We start from the raw sequence: 18,997 nt of genomic DNA on the forward strand, positions 1-18,997 counted from the left end.
ACCGCTCTCCCGTCTCGCGATCGCGACGCTACCGGATCAGAGCATGTCGTCCGGGATCGCGGCGATCAGGCCGCCGTCGACGAGCAGGTCCGAGCCGTTGATATAGGACGCTTCGGCGGAGGCGAGGAACGCGACCGCCGCGGCGACGTCCTCGGATCGGCCGATGCGGGCCGCGGGCACGATGTTGGCGATCGCGGCCTGGGCCGCCGCGGTGGTTTCGGCGCGGAAGGCCGGGGTGTCGGTGTAGCCGGGGCTGACCGAGTTCACCCGAATCCGCCGGGGAGCCAATTCCGCCGCGAGCGTGCGGGTCAGGTTGTGCACGGCGGCTTTGGTGGCCGAGTAGAGCGCGGCGGCCGGGACGCCGCGGTGCAGGGCGAACGAGGCGTTGATGACGATGGCGGCCGCATCGGGCAGCAGCGGGAGGGTCTGCTGGATGGTGAAGAACACCGATTTGAAATTGCTGTCCACGACCCGATCGAATTCGGCGGCGGTCACGGTGTCGAAGCGCTGGAAGGCGCCGATGCCGGCATTGGCGAAGACGACATCGAGGCGGCCGAAACGCTCGCGGATCGCGTTCACCAGATTGTCGAGGTCGTCGAGATCGGCAGCGTCGCCGGCGATTCCGACGGTCCCCTCCCCCAGCTGATCCACCGCCGCGTCCAGGCGGGTCTTGTCACGACCGGTGATGATCACCGTCGCGCCTTCCGCCCGCAACCGGTGCGCGGTGGCCAGGCCCATCCCGCTGGTGCCGCCGGTGACGAGTGCGATCTTGCCGTCGAATCGAGTGCTGTTGTGCGTCATGGCTTCAGCTTGCCGAGACGCCGAGGCGGCAAACAGTGCGTGTTTATGGTGGGTGTGGCACCACCACCCTGAGCACCGTCAGGCCGGCGGGGCTAGACGGAGGCGCCGTAACCCTTCCAGTCGCGCCTCCGTGCCAGTCCCCGGTTTCGGCGCATACAGCACCAGATGCCAGGCCGGATGATCGGCGAGGGTGAGAGTCGTTGCCACGAAGGTCAATTCACCCACCTCCGGATGCCGCAGCGCGTTCACGTCACTGACCGGCACCCCGACTTCGTGCCGCGCCCACAACGCGGCGAAATCGGCGCATTCGGCCGCGAGATCCGCTGTCACCCTGCCGAATTCGGCGTCATCGGGCACCCGCCCGGAATCCGCGCGATACGCGGCGACCACCGCGGGCGCGGCCGCCGACCACACCGCGTCCATGGCGCGATAGCGCGGATTGGTGAAGAAGTTGATCAGGCAGTTCTGCGGCGAATTGTCGTACCCGAACACCGACCGCGCGATGTCGTTGTAGGCCAGCACATTCCAATACCGATCCCGCAGCACCGCGGGCCGCTGCCCCCAGCCGTCGATGAGCGACCGGATCTCCGGCGTCACCTCCGCGCGCGCCGGCCCCTCCACCACCGGCGGATTCATACCCGCCAGCACATACAGGTGCGCCCGCTCCGCCTCCGTCAGCCGCAGCGCCCGCGCCACCGCGTCGAGCACCTCCGCCGAGACCGTGATATCCCGCCCCTGCTCCAGCCAGGTGTACCAGGACACGCCCACCCCGGCCAGCACCGCCACTTCCTCGCGCCGCAGCCCGGGCGTGCGGCGCCGCCCCGACACCGGAATTCCGGCCGCTTCCGGCGTGATTCGCGCCCGGCGCGTGCGCAGGAAATCCTTGAGCTCCTCCCGGCGGCGGGACAGGCTGTCGCTGGTCATGAGCAACGGTAACAGTGCCGTGGGGGTCGTTTCCGCTCCGGCCGCGCCCGATGGCGGCCCGGCTATTCGGGCGTGACCCGCAGCGTTCCGGGGGCGAGGCCGAGTTCGCGTTCGGTGGTGTCGAGGACGAAGTCGGCGGCGATCAGGAAGCGGTCCTCGATGCCGAGCGCGGCGATGATGATGGTCTCGTCGATGGCCGCGAGAATGCGCAGGGCCGACGCTTTCGGGTCGGGGGCGGTGAACTCGCCGGTCTCGATCCCGGCTTCGATGATGCCGGTAATGATGAGCTGCGTCTTCTCCATCTGGCGCACGACCTCGTCGCGCAGGCGCGGCCAGGTGTGCGCGGCGTACCAGGCGTCGATCCAGAAGACCGGGGCCGGAACCTCTTTCACGTGCCGGCGATAGTCGAACATGCGGCGCAGCTGCCCGGTGGGGGTGTCGGTGACGTCGCGGTCGATGAAGGAGGCTTCGCCCTGCTGATCGACGATGCCAGCGAAGGCTTCCACGACCAGATCGTCCACCGACGGGAAATAGTGGCTGATCAGTCCGGGGGTGACGGCGAGTTCGTCGGCCACCGCGCGCAGGGTCAGGTTGCGGACGCCGTTGGCGACGATCAGGCGGCAGGCCGTGTCGACGATCTCCGTGCGCCGCTCCTGCGGCGGCTTGCGGCGGCGACGTGCGGGCTGCGCACCGGCTCGGGATTCGTTCGGCATCGAACTCCTATGGGACTGCTTGCCAGTCAGCACACTATCAGCAACCGAGGCGCGGATCGGTTCGCGCACCCGCGCCGACGGCGGCGATTACCGCGCGGCGGCACCGGCGGTTACGGTGTCTCCCATTGCCGAAAATTAGCCAGTCTGTAATGGGACAGTGATCGAGTTGCGGCGCCTGTTGATTGTCGCCGCTGCTGTGCTGGCGATCGTGACACTGCAGGGATTCGACCCGCCGGACCAGAGCGTCGATCCTCGGCTCACCTATTACCTCAGCGCCGACGGTGACGACGCCGCCGATGGCCGGACGCCCGCGACCGCGTGGCGGACCCTGGACGCACCGGCCCGGCGGCCGCTCGCGCCGGGCGAGCGGGTGCTGCTGCGCGGCGGTGACGTGTTCACCGGGACGCTGCGGCTCGGCGCGGCCGATGCCGGAGACGAGCGGCGGCCGGTGTGGATCGGCTCGTACGGTTCGGGACGCGCCACCATCGACGGCGGCACCGCGGCCGGTGTGCTGGTGCAGGACACCGGCGGGGTGCGCATCGGCGATCTGACCATCGTCGGCGCGGGCGGCGCGGCCGACGGGGTGACGGTGTACACCGACCGGCCCGGAACCCGCCCGTCCGGCATCGTGATCGAGGAACTCGAGGTCAGCGGCTTCCGCAACGGGGTGTCGATCGGCACCACCCGTCACGACGCGGGGTATCACGCGGTGACGGTGCGGCGGGTGACGGCGCGCGGCAATACGGCCGCCGGCGTGATTACCTACGGGCCCGAATTCGACGCGGCCACACCGGTCTACGCCAATACCGACGTCACCGTCTCGCAGGTGGCCGCGTTCGGCAATACCGGGGATCCGGCGGCGACGGTGAACACCGGCAGCGGCATCGTGCTGGGCAGCGTGTCCAGCGGCCGGGTCAGCGGCTCGGTGGCGTACGGCAACGGGGCCGGGTCACGCGCGGTGGAGGGTCCGTACGGCATCTGGACCTACGATTCGACCCGGGTGGTGATCGAACACAATGTCTCCCACCACAATCGCACCGGCGGCGTCGACGGCGGCGGATTCGACCTGGATCAGAACACCTCGTATTGCGTACTGCAGCACAATCTTTCCTACAGCAACGACGGCCCGGGTTATCTGCTGTTCAGCAATGCCGCGAACCGGGCCAATTTCGGCAATGTGGTGCGGTTCAACGCCTCGGTCGACGACGGCCATCGCGGCGACTTCTACGGCGGCATCACGGTGCTGGGCGGCCTGTCCGGGCCGGCGTCGGCGACCGGGGTGTTCGATGCCGAACTGCACGGCAATACGGTGACCGTGGGCGGGTCCGTGGCGCGCATCCCGCCGGCCTTGCGGATCGCGGGCACCCTGGGCGGGGTGGTGGTGCACGACAATGTGTTCACCGCACGGGACGGCGCGCCCTTGGTGCTGGCGGAGAACTTCACGCCGGACGGTATAAGCCTGTGGGGGAACACCTTCCATTCTCAGCGTCCGATCTTCGATTGGTCCGGTCGCCGTTTCACCACCGCGGCGCAATGGCTTTCGGCGACCGGCCAGAGCTGACCCGGGTCAGTACCGGCCCAGTCCGCGATAGGTCCAGCCGGCGGCGCGCCACCGATCGGCGTCGAGACAGTTGCGGCCGTCCAGGATTCGCGTGCCGCGCACGTGCGCGGCCAGCTCCGCCGGATCGAGATCGCGGAACTGCTGCCATTCGGTGAGCACCAGCACCGCGTCCGCCCCGGCGCAGGCCTCGGTCAGCCCGGTCGCGTAGTCGAGGGTCGGGAACAGCGCCCGCGCATTGTCCATGGCCTGCGGGTCGTAGACGGTGACCGTGGCGCCCTGCAATTGCAGCTGACCGGCGACATTCAGCGCGGGCGAGTCACGGACATCGTCGGAGTCGGGTTTGAAGGCCGCGCCGAGCACCGCCAGCCGGGCGCCGATGAGCGAGTCGTCGAACTCCTGCCGGGTCAGTTCGACCATGCGCGAGCGCCGCCGCATGTTCACATTGTCGACTTCGCGCAGGAAGGTCAGCGCCTGCTGGGCGTTCAGCTCACCGGCGCGGGCCATGAAGGCGCGAATGTCCTTGGGCAGGCAGCCGCCGCCGAAGCCGAGCCCGGCGTCGAGGAAGCGGCGGCCGATTCGCGCGTCGTGGCCGATGGCGTCGGCCAGCACTGTCACATCGCCGCCGGTCGCCTCGCACAGCTCGGCCATCGCATTGATGAAGGAGATCTTGGTCGCCAGAAAGGCATTGGCGGCCACCTTCACCAATTCCGCGGTGGCCAGGCCGGTGACGATGAGCGGGGTCTGCGCGTCGAGCGCGGCGGCGTAGATCTCCCGGGCGAGCCCCTCAGCGAGTTCGCTACGGCGGTCGTCGATCCCGAGCACCAGCCGGTCCGGGCGCAGCGTGTCGCCGACGGCGAAACCCTCGCGCAGGAATTCCGGATTCCAGGCGACCTCGACGCGCTCGCCGGCCGGGGACACCGCGCGGGCGCGGGCGCCGAGGCGGGCCGCGGTGCCGACCGGGACCGTGGATTTGCCGAAGATCACCGCCGGCGCCGTGAGGTGCGGGGCCAGTTCGTCCACGACGGCTTCGACGTAGCGCAGGTCGGCGGCGTGCTCGCCGCGCCGCTGCGGGGTGCCGACGCACAGGAAGTGCGCCGGACCCCATTCGGCCGCTTCCTGATACGAGGTGGAGAAGCGCAGCCGCCCGGCGTCGATATTGCGGCGCAGCACCTCATCGAGTCCGGGTTCGAAGAACGGCGCCTGCCCCGCCTGGAGTTTGGCGATCTTGCCGGCATCGATGTCGACGCCCAGGACGTCGTGGCCGAGTTCGGCCATGCACGCGGCGTGGGTGGCGCCGAGGTATCCGGTGCCGAGCACTGTCAGTCTGGTCATCGGTGTTCCTTCACTAGCGGTTCAGCGCACATACCCGTGCGGGTTCATGCGGGTGAATTTCCATGCGTCACGGCACATGTCGGCCAGGTCGCGGCGGGGCCGCCAGCCCAGTTCGCGATGGGCGCGGCCGGCGTCGGCGACCAGGGCGGCCACATCGCCGGGGCGGCGCGGGCGCACGCGGTACGGGATCGGGTGACCGGTGATGCGGGCGGCGGCCCCGCGCAGCGCCAGCACCGAAGTGCCCACGCCCGTACCGAGATTCACGATCCGATGCCCGGGCGCGTCGCCGAGCCGGTCGAGTGCGGCCAGATGCCCGTCGGCCACATCGCAGACGTGCAGGTAGTCGCGCACGGCCGTGCCGTCGGCGGTTGGATAGTCCTGCCCGTACACGGTGAGTTCGGGTCGGCGGCCCGCGGCGACCTGCATCAGGTACGGCATCAGGTTGCGCGGCTCACCCAGCGGATCCTCGCCGAGCAGACCGCTGGGGTGCGCGCCCACCGGATTGAAATAGCGCAGGCTGATCGCCCGGAAATCCGGGCTCAGCCCGCAGTATTGGTCGATCATCTGCTCGCCCGCGTACTTGCTCCACGCGTACGGGTTGGTCGGGTCCGGCGGCGCGGATTCGTCCAGGGCAGCGCCGTCGGGCGCGCCGTCGCCGTAGATGGAGCAGGAGGAGGAGAACACCAGCCGGGTGACGCCGTGTGCGTTCATGGTGCGCAGCAGCGTGGTGGTGCCGCCGAGGTTGACGTGGAAGTACTCCAGGGGAATCCGGGTCGACTCCCCCACGGCCTTGCGCGCCGCGAAATGGATGACTGCGTCGATGCGGTGCGCGGTGAAGACGCGGTCCAGGGCGGGGTGATCGTTGAGGTCGATCGAATACCGCAGCGGTGCGACACCGCTCACCACCGCGATCCGGCCGAGCGCCAGTGGTGAGCTGGTCGAATGGTCGTCGACGACGATCACCCGATGACCGTGCTCCTGCAGGGCCACGACGGTGTGGCTGCCGATGAAACCCCCGCCGCCAGTGACGAGGACGGTTCGCTGGGTCATAGCGCGAGCTCCTTCAGGACGAAGACGGGGAAAGCGCCGAGCGCGAACGCGACCGGCGGCACGGTCGCCGCGATCACCAGCAGCGGCCGCCGCACCAGCGCGCAGTCCGCGCGCCGTGCACCCGCGAGCCGTGCCGCTTCGACCGCGTGCAGGAACACCACGCTCGTGCCGACGGCGAGATAGGTGAGCGCGCCGAACAGCGACAGGCCGATGTAGCCGAGCGGGCCGTGGACCCGCATACCGATATAGGCCGATCCGGCGAGCACGATCGCGAACGACAGGTACGGCGCGGCCAGGCGCAGCGGCATCGCCTCCACCGCACCGTCTTTCGGCGTGACCTTGAAGTCGATGACCCGGGGGCTGACGCGCTGCACGATCGCGGTGAGCACGCCCCAGGCGTTGAACGGCCATTTGGTGAAGATGTAGAGCGCCTGTTCCCAGCTGAGCAGGGGCGCGTCCACCGGGCGGAGCAGCCGGGCGCGACGCAGCACCGCGACGACGCCCAGCAGGCAGATGCCCTGTGCCGCAGCGAAACCGAGGAAGACCGCGTAGTTCACATTCACCCACGGCAGCCCGGTCACGGCCGCCAGCGGGGCCATGAGCACACCGGCGATCGCGGTGAGCACCAGCAGCGGATAGTAGGCCAGGGCGAAGCCGAAGCGCAGCCGCAATCGCCAGGGCAGGGCGCCGATGGTGCGCGGCACCAGCTCCAGCAGTTCGATGGTCAGGCTGCGCGACCATTGGAATTCCTGGGTCAGCATGGCGGCGAAGGTGGGCGGGCCGTCCCCGCTCGCGGCGGCGTCGATCGCGAACGCACCGGACCAGCCGGCGATGTTGAGCAGGTAGGTGGTCGAGAAGTCCTCCGCCAGTTCCGGTCCCACGCCGCCGATCTCGCGCAGCGCGGCGGTGCGCACCGCATAGTGCGAGCCGATACAGACCGGTGACAGGCCGCCGTTGTGGCCGAGCTGATGGGAGCCGTGGAAGGTCGCCTCGTGGAAGAGCCGGCCGCGCACCGCCCACGAGGCCGGCGCATTGGCATCGCAGACGCTGGGCGCGGCGACGTAACCGATCGCCGGGTCGGCGAAGGGGCGCACCATTTCCCGTAGATAGTCCGGCGCGGGCACGTGGTCGGCGTCGAGCTGGCTCACCACGTCGTAGTCGCGATAGCCCGGATCGTCGTAGAACCGGGCCAGATTGCCTTCCTTGCAGCGCCGCCGCCGCGGCCACTCCGCCCGCTGATAGGCCGCGATCCCCCGCCGGGTCGATATCCGCACCCCGTGCCGCCGCGCCCAGGCCACGGTCTCCGGCTGCGGGTCCTCGTCGGCCAGCCAGACGTCGAAGGGATGCGGATAGCGCTGGGCGAGCATGGCCCGCAGGGTCTTCCGCACCACCGGCCACGGTTCCGAGGGGGCTTTGGTGACGACCATCGCCACCCGCAGCGGCGGTACTTCGACGTGCGGAGACACCCGGCGCACCCGATTGGCGGTGATCAGGAAATAGACCGGCAGCAGCGTCACATAGGTGACCAGTGCCGTGGTGAGCGCGAAACCGGGCAGCCCCAGCCGATGCCGCGGTTGCCACCACCAGGCCAGGAACGCCGCCGCCGCGACGGCCCAGCACGCGGTGCCGACGGCGACCGCCCACCGGGACCGGGGATCGAGCGCGGGCACCAGGAGGTTGCCGTCCGGCACCCGGCGTCCCGGCGTCTGCGCGAAAACCGGTCCGGAGGGGGCGATTTCGGCGACGAGGCCGGCGGAGATCCGTTGCAAGTGGGCCCGCAGCGCGGGATCGTCGGCGGGCATCCGGTCCGTCACAGCGGCCCCCGGCCACCCGTCGGCACGGCAGCCGCCGCGAGGTCGGGAATCGGGTGAGTTCCGCGCTGCCAGTCGATGGTTCGTTCGAGCCCCACCCGCACCGGAACTCGCGGCCGCCAGCCCAGGCGGGCCGCGGCGCGGGAGATGTCGGGGCGGCGGCGCACCGGGTCATCGGCGGGCAGCGGCCGCCACACCAGCTCCGAGCGCGAATCCGTCAGCGCCAGTACCAGTTCCGCGAGTTCGAGCACCGTCATCTCGGCCGGATTGCCGAGATTGACCGGACCGCGTTCGCCGCGTGCGTCGAGCATGGCGAGCAGGCCGCGCACGAGATCGTCCACGTAACAGAGGCTTCGGGTCTGGTTGCCGTCACCGTAGACGGTGAGCGGATGACCGTGCAGCGCCTGCGCGATGAACGTCGACACCACCCGGCCGTCGCTGGGGCGCAGGCGCGGACCGTAGGTATTGAAGATCCGCACGATGCCGGTGTCCACGCCCCGGCTGTCGCCGAACGCGGTGGTGAGTGCCTCGGCATAGCGTTTGGCCTCGTCGTACACCGCGCGCGGGCCGATCGGATTCACATTGCCCCAATAGTCCTCGCGCTGCGGATGCACGGCCGGATCGCCGTAAACCTCACTGGTGGAAGCCAATACGACGCGCGCGTGCTTGCGGGCGGCGAACTCCAGCACCTGCTGGGTGCCCAGCGCGCCGGTGGTGAGCGTGAACACCGGCCGGCCGAGGTAGTCGGGCGGCGAAGCGGGACTGGCGAGATGGGCGACGGCGTCGAACGGGCCGGGCAGGTGCAATGGGCGGCGCACATCCGCGCGCACCACCTCGAGGCCCGGCCGGGCGGGGGCGAGATTGGCCGGCTGCCCGGTCGACATGTCGTCCAGGACGACCACGGTGTCCCCGCGGGTCAGCAGCGCGTCGGCGAGATGCGACCCCAGGAATCCGGCCCCGCCGGTGACGAGAACCCGCATGTAAAACCTCCGAATTCGGATTCTAGAAATGATTCGCCAGGTAATTGAACACATGTCCATAAAGGTTCACAACGACATTCAGTGACCGTCACAGCAGCGCTCTCCTGTGGCCGAACCGACATTCTTCAGCCGATTTCGGTAACCCTGTCATCTCTTGTGCAACTAATAAACCAAAGGGGCGCACATACCTTATTGGTTCCTAATTCAATAAGAGATTTCAGTGGGAGATCGAGCAACCATTTCGTGACCTAATCTGCACGTCAAAGGCATGATTGTTAACTGTGCGTTCATGTCCCGAAAAGTGCCACTTGTGATCGGCGACACTGCATTGAGAATTCGGCGAACGCGCGACACCGGCACGAAACTCTCACGGAGTTGCCATGCGAACAAAGAGCACTTCTAATTGACTCAGTCGCGCAATTAAGACAGAGAGAAGAGATCGCAGAGAATGCCGAATCCAAGAAAAGCAGCGGCCCGTTTCCGGTTGCCGATCGCCGTCGCGGGGGCCGCCGGCCTGGTCGCGCTGACCGTTCCGGCCGGTCCCGCCGCCGCGGATGTCATCGCGGACAAATCCCGGACCCTCCCCACCGCGAGCGGCTGGTCGCTGTCGGTCAGCAAGGTCGGCGAGACCCTGGACCGCTATCCCAATCTGGCCGCCACCCCGTTCACCCGCGAGGGTTTCGTCTCGCTGCGCGCCGACGCCGCGGTCACGGGTGAGGGTTCGGATCGGATCGACTGGGGCGCACTGGATATCGGCTATCAGATCGGCTGTCAGGTCGATGTGTCGAACGGGCTCACCCTCGGCCTCGGGCTGTCCATCGGGCCCTATGCCGGGCTCACCGTCTCCGGGCCCGAGATCGGCGGCGCGGCATCGGTGAACCCGAACGTGTCCACGACACTCAAACCCGGCACCATCAATACGGTGAAGTTCGCGGGCAAGGCGCTCAACGGCCGGCAAGGGTCCATCACGGCGGACCAGGTGCAGATCAAGGTCGACGGCTGCATGGGGCAGGTCAGCCTGCGCTCCTATGCGACGGCGACCCTGTCGACGGAGACGGCCGACAGTTCGACCACCGTCTACGGCGACCCGATCTGGCTGTAGCGCCCTCCTTCCGACCATCCCCGCGAGTCAAGTTGCTGGCCGATTGCTGACAGTCTGCCCGTTATTGGTGGTCTAGTCAATAAGCACTTCGTGGTACATCGAACCAGGAAGCGGCCGGGAAATCTGTCTCAGACACCTATTGTCCGGGGCGTACCGTCACGGTTACCGTGGATCGATGAACGCATTCGCAGCCGCCAGCGTGGGCGAGCTTCCCGCCGGGGTGAGCGGCAACGCCGACCCTCGATTCGATTCCACCGTGCGGACTTTCGCGCGCCTGTTCGCCGGGCGGAGCGGAAACGGCGGGGCCCTCGCGGTGTACGTGCACGGGGAGCCTGTGGTGGACGTGTGGGCCGGGTCGGCCGACGCGGTCGGGACGCCGTGGACCGCCGATACGGGGGCGATGATCTACTCGGCGTCGAAGGGTGTCTCGGCCACCGTGCTGCATCGGCTCGCGGATCGCGGGCTGCTCGACTACGCCGCGCCGGTGGCGGAGTACTGGCCGGAGTTCGGGGCCAATGGGAAACAGGGCATCACGGTGACGCAGCTGCTCAGTCACCGGGCCGGGCTGTCGGCGCTGCCCGGTACGACGCCGGACGAGATTCTCGATCATCGGCTGATGGAGGAGCGGCTGGCGGCGGCGAAACCCGATCACCTGCTGGGGAAGCCGATCTATCACGCGCTCACCATCGGATGGCTGATGGCGGGGCTGGCGCGGGCGATCACCGGTAAGGATATGGCGGAGCTGTATCGGACCGAGGTGGCCGAGCCGCTGGGGATCGACGGGATTCATCTGGGGCGGCCGCCGGCCGGGGCGCGCACCCAGGCCGCGGATCTGGTCGGATCGGTGAAAACCCTTGCGGAGCGCAGCATTCCGGCGCCGGTGGCGGGCCTGGTGCCGCGGTTGCCGCGCGCGGTGCGCACACCGCTGGCCTCGATCTATCTGCCGGGCCTGGAGGGCATCTTCCGGGGCGATCAGCCGTCCATCCTGAATACGGCGCTGCCCGCGGGCAATGCGGTGTGCACCGCGCCCGCGCTGGCCAAGATGTACGGCGCGCTGGCCTGCGACGGCATCGTGGACGGCAAGCTGTATCTGTCGGCAAGGACGGTGCGGGAGCTCGAGCGCATTCGCACCTATCAGCTCGATCGCAGTCTGGTGGTGCCGTTCTGGCACCTGGGCTACCACAGCTTCCCCTCCCCCAGGGCCCCGCGCGGGTACGGGCACATGGGCGCTTTCGGGTCGATGGGCTGGGCTGATCCGCATTCGGGGGTGTCGATCGGGTTCGTGCACAATCGAATGTCGCTGGGCTGGAGCGCCGTCGACATGACCTTGATGGTGGCGCTGGCGTATCAAGCGGTGCAGGCCGCCCGGCTACCCGCGGCCGAGACCGAACGGCGCACGGCGGGCGCGGCCTGAACCGGCGGGCCGCCGGGCTGTGCGAACGCCACTACCGTGGAGGCATGACCGCAGCCCGGCATCCCGATATCGAGACCGCGATCCGCTATCACCAGGCGGTTGCCGCCTTCGCCGCCGGCGACGAGCTGGCCGCCTTCTTCCATCCCGACGCCACCCATCACGAGTATCCGAATGCCCTGTTCCCCGACGGCAATATCCGGAACGTGAAGGAGATCTGCGCGGCCGCCGAGGCGGGCCGCCGCACGCTGCGCGAGCAGAGTTTCCAGGTGCGCAACGCGGTCGCCATGGGTGATCAGGTCGCCCTGGAAGTGGTGTGGACCGGCGTCACCGCCGTCGCGCTCGGCGGCATTCCGGCCGGCGCCACCCTGCGCGCGCACATCGCGGCGTTCCTGGAATTCCGGGACGGATTGATCCTGGCTCAGCGCAATTACGACTGCTACGAACGAATTCCGGTAGACATGAACCCATGACGACGCTGGGTGCCGTATTCCGTCCGCAGAATCCGCCCGAACGCCTGCGCGAGACCGTGCGCGTGGCCGACGCGGCCGGGCTCGAAGAACTCTGGTTGTGGGAGGACTGTTTCCTCGAAGGCGGAATCTCCACCGCCGCAGCCGCACTCGCGTGGAGCGAGCGGGTGCGGATCGGCGTCGGCGTGCTGCCGGTGCCGTTGCGGAACGTGGCCATCACCGCCATGGAGATCGCGACACTGGAGCGCATGTTCCCGGGCCGGGGCGTCTGGGGTGTGGGGCACGGGGTGCAGGATTGGATGGGGCAGGTCGGCGCTCGCGCCGGGTCGCCATTGACCCTGCTGCGCGAATACCTCGACGCGCTGCGCGGATTGCTCGCCGGTGAGCGGCTGACCGTGAAGGGCCGCTACGTCCAGCTCGACGATGTCGCCTTGGATTGGCCGCCCGCCGCCGCGCCGGCTGTCTACGCCGCCGCTACCAGGCCGCGCACCCTCGAACTGGCCGGAGCCGCCGCCGACGGGGTGATCCTCACCAGCTCGACCACGCTCGCGGGCGTCCGCGACGCGGTCGGGATCGTACAGGCGGCGCGCGCGGAAACAGCTGCGGCCCAGCCGATTCCGGTCGTGGTCTATCTGCTGGCCGCCACCGGCCCGGATGCCGCCGCGCGGGTCACCGCCGAACTGAACGCCAACGAACGCGACACCACCGGAATCATCGGCGCGGCAGGCGATGCGGGAGCCATCGCCGAGGTGGTGGCCCGCTGGAGCGAAGCCGGGGCCACCAGCGTCATCCTGCAACCCACCGCCGACGAACCCGACCCGGCGGGTTTCGTCCGGTTCGTCGCCGAACAGGTCCGCCCGCGCGTGCCGTGATCGCACGCGCGGGCGCAGCCCCGGTCAGTTCTGGGCGGTGGTCACCGCGTCGAGAACGATGTCGTCGGCCGGGGAGCCGTCGCCGCCACCGCCCTTGACGCCCGCGGAGGCGATATTGCGCACGACGTCCAGGCCGCCGCTGATCTTGCCGAACGGGGTGTAGTTGGGCGGGAGCTGGGAGTCCTTGTACACCAGGAAGAACTGGCTGCCGTTGGTGTTCGGGCCGGCGTTGGCCATGGCGACGGTGCCGGCGGGATACGTTGCGCCGGTCAGGTTCTCGTCGGCGAACTTGTACCCGGGGCCGCCGGTGCCGGTGCCGGTCGGGTCGCCGCACTGCAGGACGTAGATGCCCTCGGTGGTGAGGCGGTGGCAGCGGGTGTGATCGAAATACCGCTCGCCCGCCAGCATTACGAACGAGTTCACGGTGCGGGGCGCCCGCGCCGCGTCGAGGTCGATGGAGATGGTGCCGCAGTTGGACTCCAGCGCCGCACGGTAATTCGCATTGGTGTCGATCGTCATACCGGGCTCGAGCAGCCACTGCTTGCCGTTGGGCTGCACCTCCCCCGCGGCCGAGCAGCCGGCCGCGCGCTGCGGCGCCAGACCCGGGGCCGCGACGGCGCGGCCGCTCACCAGGACCGCGATCGCCACGCCGGCCACCACCAGTCCGGCCCATCGAAGCTTGCTGTTACGCAATTCGCTTCGCTGCTCCGTGTGGTCACCCTCGTGCTGCGAGTCGCGCCGCGCCATACTGTCTCCTTCATCGATGATCCGGGACGATAACGCCCGACATACTGCCACGCGCCCCGCGCGCCGCGTGGGCAGACGGTCAGAACCGGGTCAGCGGATCGGATTCGGGAGACGGACCGCATCGCCGACATAGGCCGACCAGAGACGCCGGTAGGGACCGTCCACGGCGAGCAGTTCGTCGTGTCCGCCGGTTTGCAGCAGGCGGCCGTCGCCGACCACCACGATGAGATCGGCCGCGGCGGCGGTGGCCAGGCGGTGTGCGACCACGATCGTGGTGCGGCCGGAGGTGAGCACTTCGATGGCCGCGCGGACACGTGCGTCGGTGGCCAGATCCAGTGAGGCGGTGGCCTCGTCGAGAATAAGAATGTCCGGATCCACCAGTTGAGCGCGGGCCAGGGCCAGCAATTGGCGCTGGCCCGCCGACAGCGCCGCGCCGTGCGCGCCGATCGGCTGCCGGTAGCCGTGTTCGAGCGCGGCGATCATCTCGTGCGCGCCCACCGCGCGGGCCGCCCATTCGATCTCGGCGGGAGTGGCGGCGGGACGGCCGTAGGCGATGGCCTCGTGCACGGTGTCGCCGAACAGGAACGGCTCCTGCGGCACCACGCCCAGGCGGCGGCGATAGTCGCGCAGCCGGAACTCGCGCACGTCCACCCCGTCGACCAGCACCGCCCCGTCCGAGGTGTCGTACAGGCGGGCAAGGAGTTTCACCAGCGTGGATTTGCCCGCGCCGGTTTCGCCGACCACGGCCACCTGCCGGCCGGGCGCGATACGCAGATCGATGTCCGAGAGCACCCGCGCCCCCGCCGCGTCGTAGGCGAAACCCACACCGCGGAACTCGATTTCGCCCGCCAGCCGGGCCACCGGCCGGGCATCGGGGGCATCGGGGGTGCCCGCCGGTTCGCGCATCAGCACGCCGAGCCGTTCCACGCCGACCACCGCCTGCTGATAGCTGTCGAAGACCTGCGACAGCTGCTGGATGGGCGCGAACAGCAGATCGATGTAGAGCAGGAAAGCGATCAGCGTGCCCGCGGTGAGCGCGTCCTCGCGCACCTGGTGCACGCCGGTGGCCAGCACGGCGGCGGTGGCGATCAGGGACATGATCTCCACGAACGGGAAGAACAACGCCATCAGGGTCTGGCTGCGCAGCCGCGCATCCCGGTAAGCCCAGGAGCGGCGCTCGAATTCGCGCTGGTTGCGCGCTTCGCGGCGATACGCCTGGGTCACCGCGATGGTGTCGACGTTCTCCTGCAGGTAGGCGTTGGCGGCGCTGACCTGTTCGCGCGCCAGGTTGTAGGCGGGCACCGAAGCGCGCCGGAAGGCGACGGTGGCCAGCGCCAGGATCGGCAGCAGCGCCAGCACCACCGACGCGAGTCCGGCGTCGATCACGATGAGCGCCACCACCACCCCCGCGATGGTGAGCGTGCTGGTGAGCGCGACCGCCAGCCCGGTCTGCAGGAACGTGGACAGCCCGTCCACGTCGGTGATCATGCGGGTCATGATGCGCCCGGCCGATTCGCGTTCGTAGAAACGCAATCCGAGGCGTTGCAGCTGGGCGAAGACCTTCACCCGCAGCCCGTAGAGCAGCCGCTCCCCCGCCTTGCCGGTGACCCGCACCTGCGCGACGGTGATGGCCCAGTCCACGGCGACCACCGCCAGCGCGGCGGCCGCGGCCAGCAGCAGCACCTCGCGCGCCCCGGCCAGCACCCCGTGATCGATGCCGAAGCGGACCAGGAACGGGATCAGGATCTGCGCGAGCGCGTCCAATCCCACCAGCGCCAGTCCCGCCAGCAGCGGGACCGCGAACGGGCGCAGCAGCCGCCGCAGATCGAACGCCGGATCGGGGGTGCGCGAGAACCGTTCGGGCACTTCGGGTTCGCCGGTCGCGGCGGGCAGCCGGTCGATGAGCGCCCGCACGTCACCGCTGGGCGGCGCGCTGGACATCATGCCGCCGCCCAGCTGCCCGCCCATGGCGCCGGGCGCTCCGGCGGCGCGCTGGGAGAACGCCTTGGCCATCTGTTCCAGGGTCCGGGATTCGTCGCCGTCGGTGTCGGCGTGCGCCCACAGCGCGGCGGTGGGCCCGGCGGCGCGATCGGCGCTCAGGTCGCCGGCGATGCTCGCCGGATCGGGCGGGGTGAACAGGGTGTGGAACAGCTCCCCCGTGGCCCGCAGCTCGGGCAGGGTGCCCAGTTCGGCGATGCGGCCGCCGTCGAGCACCGCCACCCGGTCGGCCAGGGCGAGCGTCGAGATGCGGTGTGCCACCACGAGAGTGGTGCGGCGGCGCACCTGCGCGCCGATCCGGGCGAAGATCTCCGCCTCCACCTGCGCGTCGATGGCGGAGGTGGCGTCGTCGAGCACCAGGATCGGCGCGTCGGTGACGAGGGCGCGGGCCAGGGCGAGCCGCTGGCGTTGCCCGCCGGACAGCCGCTGCCCGCGCTCGCCGATCACGGTGTCGAGCCCGTCGGGCAGCGCGAGCACGAACTCGTCGGCCGCGGCCAGATACAGGGCGTGCCGGACCTGTTCGTCGGTGGCGTCAGGACGCCCGTACGCCACATTGGCGCGCACCGTGTCCGCCATGAGCGCGGTGTCCTCGAACACCATGGCGATGCCGGCGCGCAGACCGGGCAACTCGCGAATATCGGTGCCGTCCACCAGGATTCGCCCGGCGTCGGGATCGAACAGCCGGGGCAGCAGCTGCACCAGCACGGATTTGCCCGAGCCCGCCGCACCCGCCACCGCGACCGTCTCCCCCGGCTCGATCACCAGGTCGAGACCGTCCAGCACCGGCGGCCGTCCCTCGAAAGCGAAACCCACGCCCCGGAATTCGATCCGCGGCGCGTCCCCGACGGCCGTCGTCACACCGGCGCCGGCCGGTGCCACCGCCGGCGCGGGCGCGGCCTCGATCACCTCGCGCACCCGTTCCAGGGCGGCCTTGCCCTGCTGGCTCACCGTCAGCAGCATGGTGAACATCCGCACCGGCGTCACGAACGACCCCAGATAGGTCATGAACGCCAAAAACGTTCCGAGCGTGATGGATTGCCGCAGGGCCAGCAGTCCGCCGACCACCAGGATCAACGCTTGCCCGGCCGCCGGAATCGCCTGCATGACCGGGGTGAACCGGCTGGTGATCCGGGTGATGCGCAGCCGCGACCGATACAGGTCACGCGCCGTGGACTCCAGCTGTTCCAGTTCCCGCGATTCCTGCCCGAACCCCTTCACCACCCGCACCCCGGTGATCGCCGCCTCCACCCGCATGGCGACCTCGGCGGCGCGGGCCTGCGCATCCCAGTTGGCGGGGAACAGTTCCCGCTGACTGCGCCGGGTGACGAACCACAGCGCCGGCACCACCAGCAGGGCGATCAGGCACAGCGGCGGCGACAGGGTGGCCATCAACACCAGCGACGCTCCCACCAGCACCACGCTCCCGCCGACCAGCGGAACCAGTTGCAGGAACATCTGAATCAGCGTCACATCGGTGATGGCCCGGCTGACCACCTGCCCGGTGTAGAGGCTCGCGCGCTGCCGCCCGTCCAGGCGCAGCAGCGCGGCGAACAGGTCCCGCCGCAGATCGTGCTGTACGTCCAGCGACAGCCGCGAGGATCCGGTGCGCCGCGCGTAGGCGGCCACGAACCGGACGACGCCGATCACCAGCAGCAGCGCCACCCACGGCAGCACCGACGCGGCGGTGACGGTGAGGCGGTCGACCACATGCCGCACCAGCAGCGGCAGCACCGCGGTGAGCACCGCCGACACCACCGCCCCCGTGACCGCGACCAGCACGGTCCGGCGGTGGCCGGCGCAGCGCCGCAGCAGATAGCGAATCCAGCCCTCGCCCACCGGGTCCGGGCCCGCCGCGCCGGAACAGTCGGAGCCCGGACTCATCCGGCGACCACGAGCGATTCCGCGGCGGTGAACTGGTTGACCGGCCGCTCCAGCCCATAGTGGCCGCGCAGGGTGGTCTCGGTGTAGTCGGTGCGGAACAGGCCGCGCCGCTGCAGGATCGGCACCACCTCGTCGACGAAACGGTCCAGTCCGGACGGCAGCACGGCGGGCATGATGTTGAAGCCGTCGGCCGCGCCGCGGGTGAACCATTCCTCGATGGTGTCGGCGACCTGTTCGGCGGTGCCCGCGAAGGTGTGGTGACCGCGGCCGCCGCCGAGCCGCCCGATCAGCTGGCGCAGCGTGAGCCGTTCGCGCCGAGCCAGATTCACGATGAGGGTGAACCGGCTCTTGGCGCCCTGGATCTCGTCCTCGGTGGGCAGATCGGCGGGCAGTTCGCTGTCCAGATCCAGATCCTCGACCGGGATGCCCCAGGTGCGGGCCAGCTGCTGTTTGGCGTATTCGGGCGAGATGAGCCGTTCCAGTTCGGCATCCAGCTCCCGAGCGTGTTCGGGGGTGTCGCCGATGACGGGCACGATGCCGGGCAGAATCTTGATGGTCTCCGGATCGCGGCCGATGGCGACGGCGCGGCGCTTGAGATCGGTGTAGAACTCGAGCCCGTCCTCGATGGTCTGCTGCGCGGTGAACACCGCCTCCGCGTAGCGCGCGGCGAATTCCTTGCCGTCCTCCGATGATCCGGCCTGCACCAGCACCGGATAACCCTGCGGGGCGCGGGGCACGTTCAGCGGACCCGCGACCTTGAAGAACCGGCCCTCGTGGTCGATCTTGCGGACCTTGTCCGGATCGGTGTGGATGCCGGATTCCTTGTCCGCCAGCACGGCGTCGTCTTCCCAGCTGTCCCACAGTTTCGTTGTCACATCGACGAATTCGGCGGCCTTCTCGTAGCGCAGCTTGTGGTCGGGGACATCGTCGAGCCCGAAGTTGCGGGCGGCGTCGGCCCCGGCGGTGGTGACGATGTTCCAGCCGACCCGCCCGCCGGACACCCAGTCCACCGAGGCGAACCGGCGCGCCAGATTGAACGGCGAGTTGTAGCTGGTGGAGGCGGTGGCGATGAGGCCGATGCGCTCGGTCTGCACCGCGATGGCGGTCAGCAGCACGGTGGGTTCCAGCTTCCCGGCGGGGCGGCGGCCGGTGTCGCCGAACAGCACCGGGCTGTCGGCGAAGAAGATGGAATCGAGTTTGCCGCGTTCGGCGATCTGCGCCAGCCGCACATAGTGCTCGATCTTGGTGTTGGCGTGCGGATCCGATTCCGGGAGCCGCCAGGAGGCCTCGTGGTGCCCGGTGGACATCAGAAAGGCGTTGAGGTGCAACTGCTTACGTGACATG

At 69.6% G+C, this 18,997-nt stretch carries 15 protein-coding genes; 5 read left to right on the forward strand and 10 right to left on the reverse strand.

What is annotated here, in order from left to right; all coding sequences use genetic code 11:
- Nucleotides 1–36 precede the first annotated feature (36 nt).
- The 3 genes from NY1_RS16040 to NY1_RS16050 form a co-directional block, all read right to left on the reverse strand.
- Nucleotides 37–801, reverse strand: coding sequence for a glucose 1-dehydrogenase (locus NY1_RS16040; protein WP_067713208.1), 765 nt, complete (start codon nucleotides 799–801; stop codon nucleotides 37–39).
- Nucleotides 802–879: 78 nt separating this feature from the next.
- Nucleotides 880–1,725 (reverse strand): helix-turn-helix transcriptional regulator, encoded by an 846-nt coding sequence (locus tag NY1_RS16045; RefSeq protein WP_067713211.1) that lies wholly within the window; start codon nucleotides 1,723–1,725, stop codon nucleotides 880–882.
- A 62-nt stretch (nucleotides 1,726–1,787) separates the two neighbouring features.
- Nucleotides 1,788–2,438: a TetR/AcrR family transcriptional regulator gene (locus NY1_RS16050; protein ID WP_067713213.1), complete on the reverse strand. Its 651-nt coding sequence runs from the start codon at nucleotides 2,436–2,438 to the stop codon at nucleotides 1,788–1,790.
- Between the two features lie 157 nt (nucleotides 2,439–2,595).
- On the opposite strand from NY1_RS16050, the gene NY1_RS16055 reads away from it, so the two are divergent.
- On the forward strand, nucleotides 2,596–3,999 hold the full coding sequence (locus NY1_RS16055; protein WP_067713214.1) for a right-handed parallel beta-helix repeat-containing protein: 1,404 nt from the start codon (nucleotides 2,596–2,598) through the stop codon (nucleotides 3,997–3,999).
- Nucleotides 4,000–4,005: 6 nt separating this feature from the next.
- Here NY1_RS16055 and NY1_RS16060 read toward each other — a convergent pair whose 3' ends face one another.
- From NY1_RS16060 to NY1_RS16075, 4 genes are read right to left on the reverse strand one after another with little or no spacing between them, the layout of a single operon-like run.
- Entirely contained in the window at nucleotides 4,006–5,331 is a 1,326-nt protein-coding gene (locus NY1_RS16060; protein WP_067713216.1) for a UDP-glucose dehydrogenase family protein, read from the reverse strand.
- A gap of 21 nt (nucleotides 5,332–5,352) precedes the next feature.
- Entirely contained in the window at nucleotides 5,353–6,381 is a 1,029-nt protein-coding gene (gene galE, locus NY1_RS16065; RefSeq protein ID WP_067713218.1) for a UDP-glucose 4-epimerase GalE, read from the reverse strand.
- Nucleotides 6,378–8,195, reverse strand: coding sequence for a glycosyltransferase family 2 protein (locus tag NY1_RS16070; protein WP_218028363.1), 1,818 nt, complete (start codon nucleotides 8,193–8,195; stop codon nucleotides 6,378–6,380). The genes galE and NY1_RS16070 overlap by 4 nt, the downstream gene beginning before the upstream one ends.
- Entirely contained in the window at nucleotides 8,192–9,172 is a 981-nt protein-coding gene (locus NY1_RS16075) for an NAD-dependent epimerase/dehydratase family protein (RefSeq protein WP_067713220.1), read from the reverse strand. Before NY1_RS16075 ends, NY1_RS16070 begins: the two co-directional genes overlap by 4 nt.
- 448 nt (nucleotides 9,173–9,620) lie before the next feature.
- Here NY1_RS16075 and NY1_RS16080 point away from each other — a divergent pair, with 448 nt between their 5' ends.
- The 4 genes from NY1_RS16080 to NY1_RS16095 all read left to right on the forward strand — a co-directional run bounded on the left by NY1_RS16080 (nucleotide 9,621) and on the right by NY1_RS16095 (nucleotide 13,027).
- Complete coding sequence (locus tag NY1_RS16080; RefSeq protein ID WP_067713223.1) at nucleotides 9,621–10,274, forward strand: MspA family porin; 654 nt, start codon at nucleotides 9,621–9,623, stop codon at nucleotides 10,272–10,274.
- Nucleotides 10,275–10,449: 175 nt separating this feature from the next.
- Entirely contained in the window at nucleotides 10,450–11,688 is a 1,239-nt protein-coding gene (locus NY1_RS16085) for a serine hydrolase domain-containing protein (RefSeq protein ID WP_067713226.1), read from the forward strand.
- A 44-nt stretch (nucleotides 11,689–11,732) separates the two neighbouring features.
- On the forward strand, nucleotides 11,733–12,158 hold the full coding sequence (locus NY1_RS16090; protein WP_067713229.1) for a nuclear transport factor 2 family protein: 426 nt from the start codon (nucleotides 11,733–11,735) through the stop codon (nucleotides 12,156–12,158).
- The gene (locus tag NY1_RS16095) at nucleotides 12,155–13,027 is read left to right on the forward strand and encodes an LLM class flavin-dependent oxidoreductase (RefSeq protein ID WP_067713231.1); all 873 of its coding nucleotides are present in this window, start codon (nucleotides 12,155–12,157) and stop codon (nucleotides 13,025–13,027) included. Before NY1_RS16090 ends, NY1_RS16095 begins: the two co-directional genes overlap by 4 nt.
- A 24-nt stretch (nucleotides 13,028–13,051) precedes the next feature.
- Here NY1_RS16095 and NY1_RS16100 read toward each other — a convergent pair whose 3' ends face one another.
- From NY1_RS16100 to NY1_RS16110, 3 genes are all read right to left on the reverse strand, one after another.
- On the reverse strand, nucleotides 13,052–13,774 hold the full coding sequence (locus NY1_RS16100) for a peptidylprolyl isomerase (RefSeq protein WP_067713234.1): 723 nt from the start codon (nucleotides 13,772–13,774) through the stop codon (nucleotides 13,052–13,054).
- A gap of 90 nt (nucleotides 13,775–13,864) precedes the next feature.
- Nucleotides 13,865–17,653, reverse strand: coding sequence for an ABC transporter ATP-binding protein (locus NY1_RS16105; RefSeq protein ID WP_067713238.1), 3,789 nt, complete (start codon nucleotides 17,651–17,653; stop codon nucleotides 13,865–13,867).
- Nucleotides 17,650–18,996 (reverse strand): LLM class flavin-dependent oxidoreductase, encoded by a 1,347-nt coding sequence (locus NY1_RS16110; protein WP_067713239.1) that lies wholly within the window; start codon nucleotides 18,994–18,996, stop codon nucleotides 17,650–17,652. Before NY1_RS16110 ends, NY1_RS16105 begins: the two co-directional genes overlap by 4 nt.
- Nucleotide 18,997 lies beyond the last annotated feature (1 nt).

The sequence above is a fragment of the Nocardia yamanashiensis NBRC 100130 genome, from assembly GCF_001613325.1.
GTDB classification, from domain to species: Bacteria; Actinomycetota; Actinomycetes; order Mycobacteriales; family Mycobacteriaceae; genus Nocardia; species Nocardia yamanashiensis.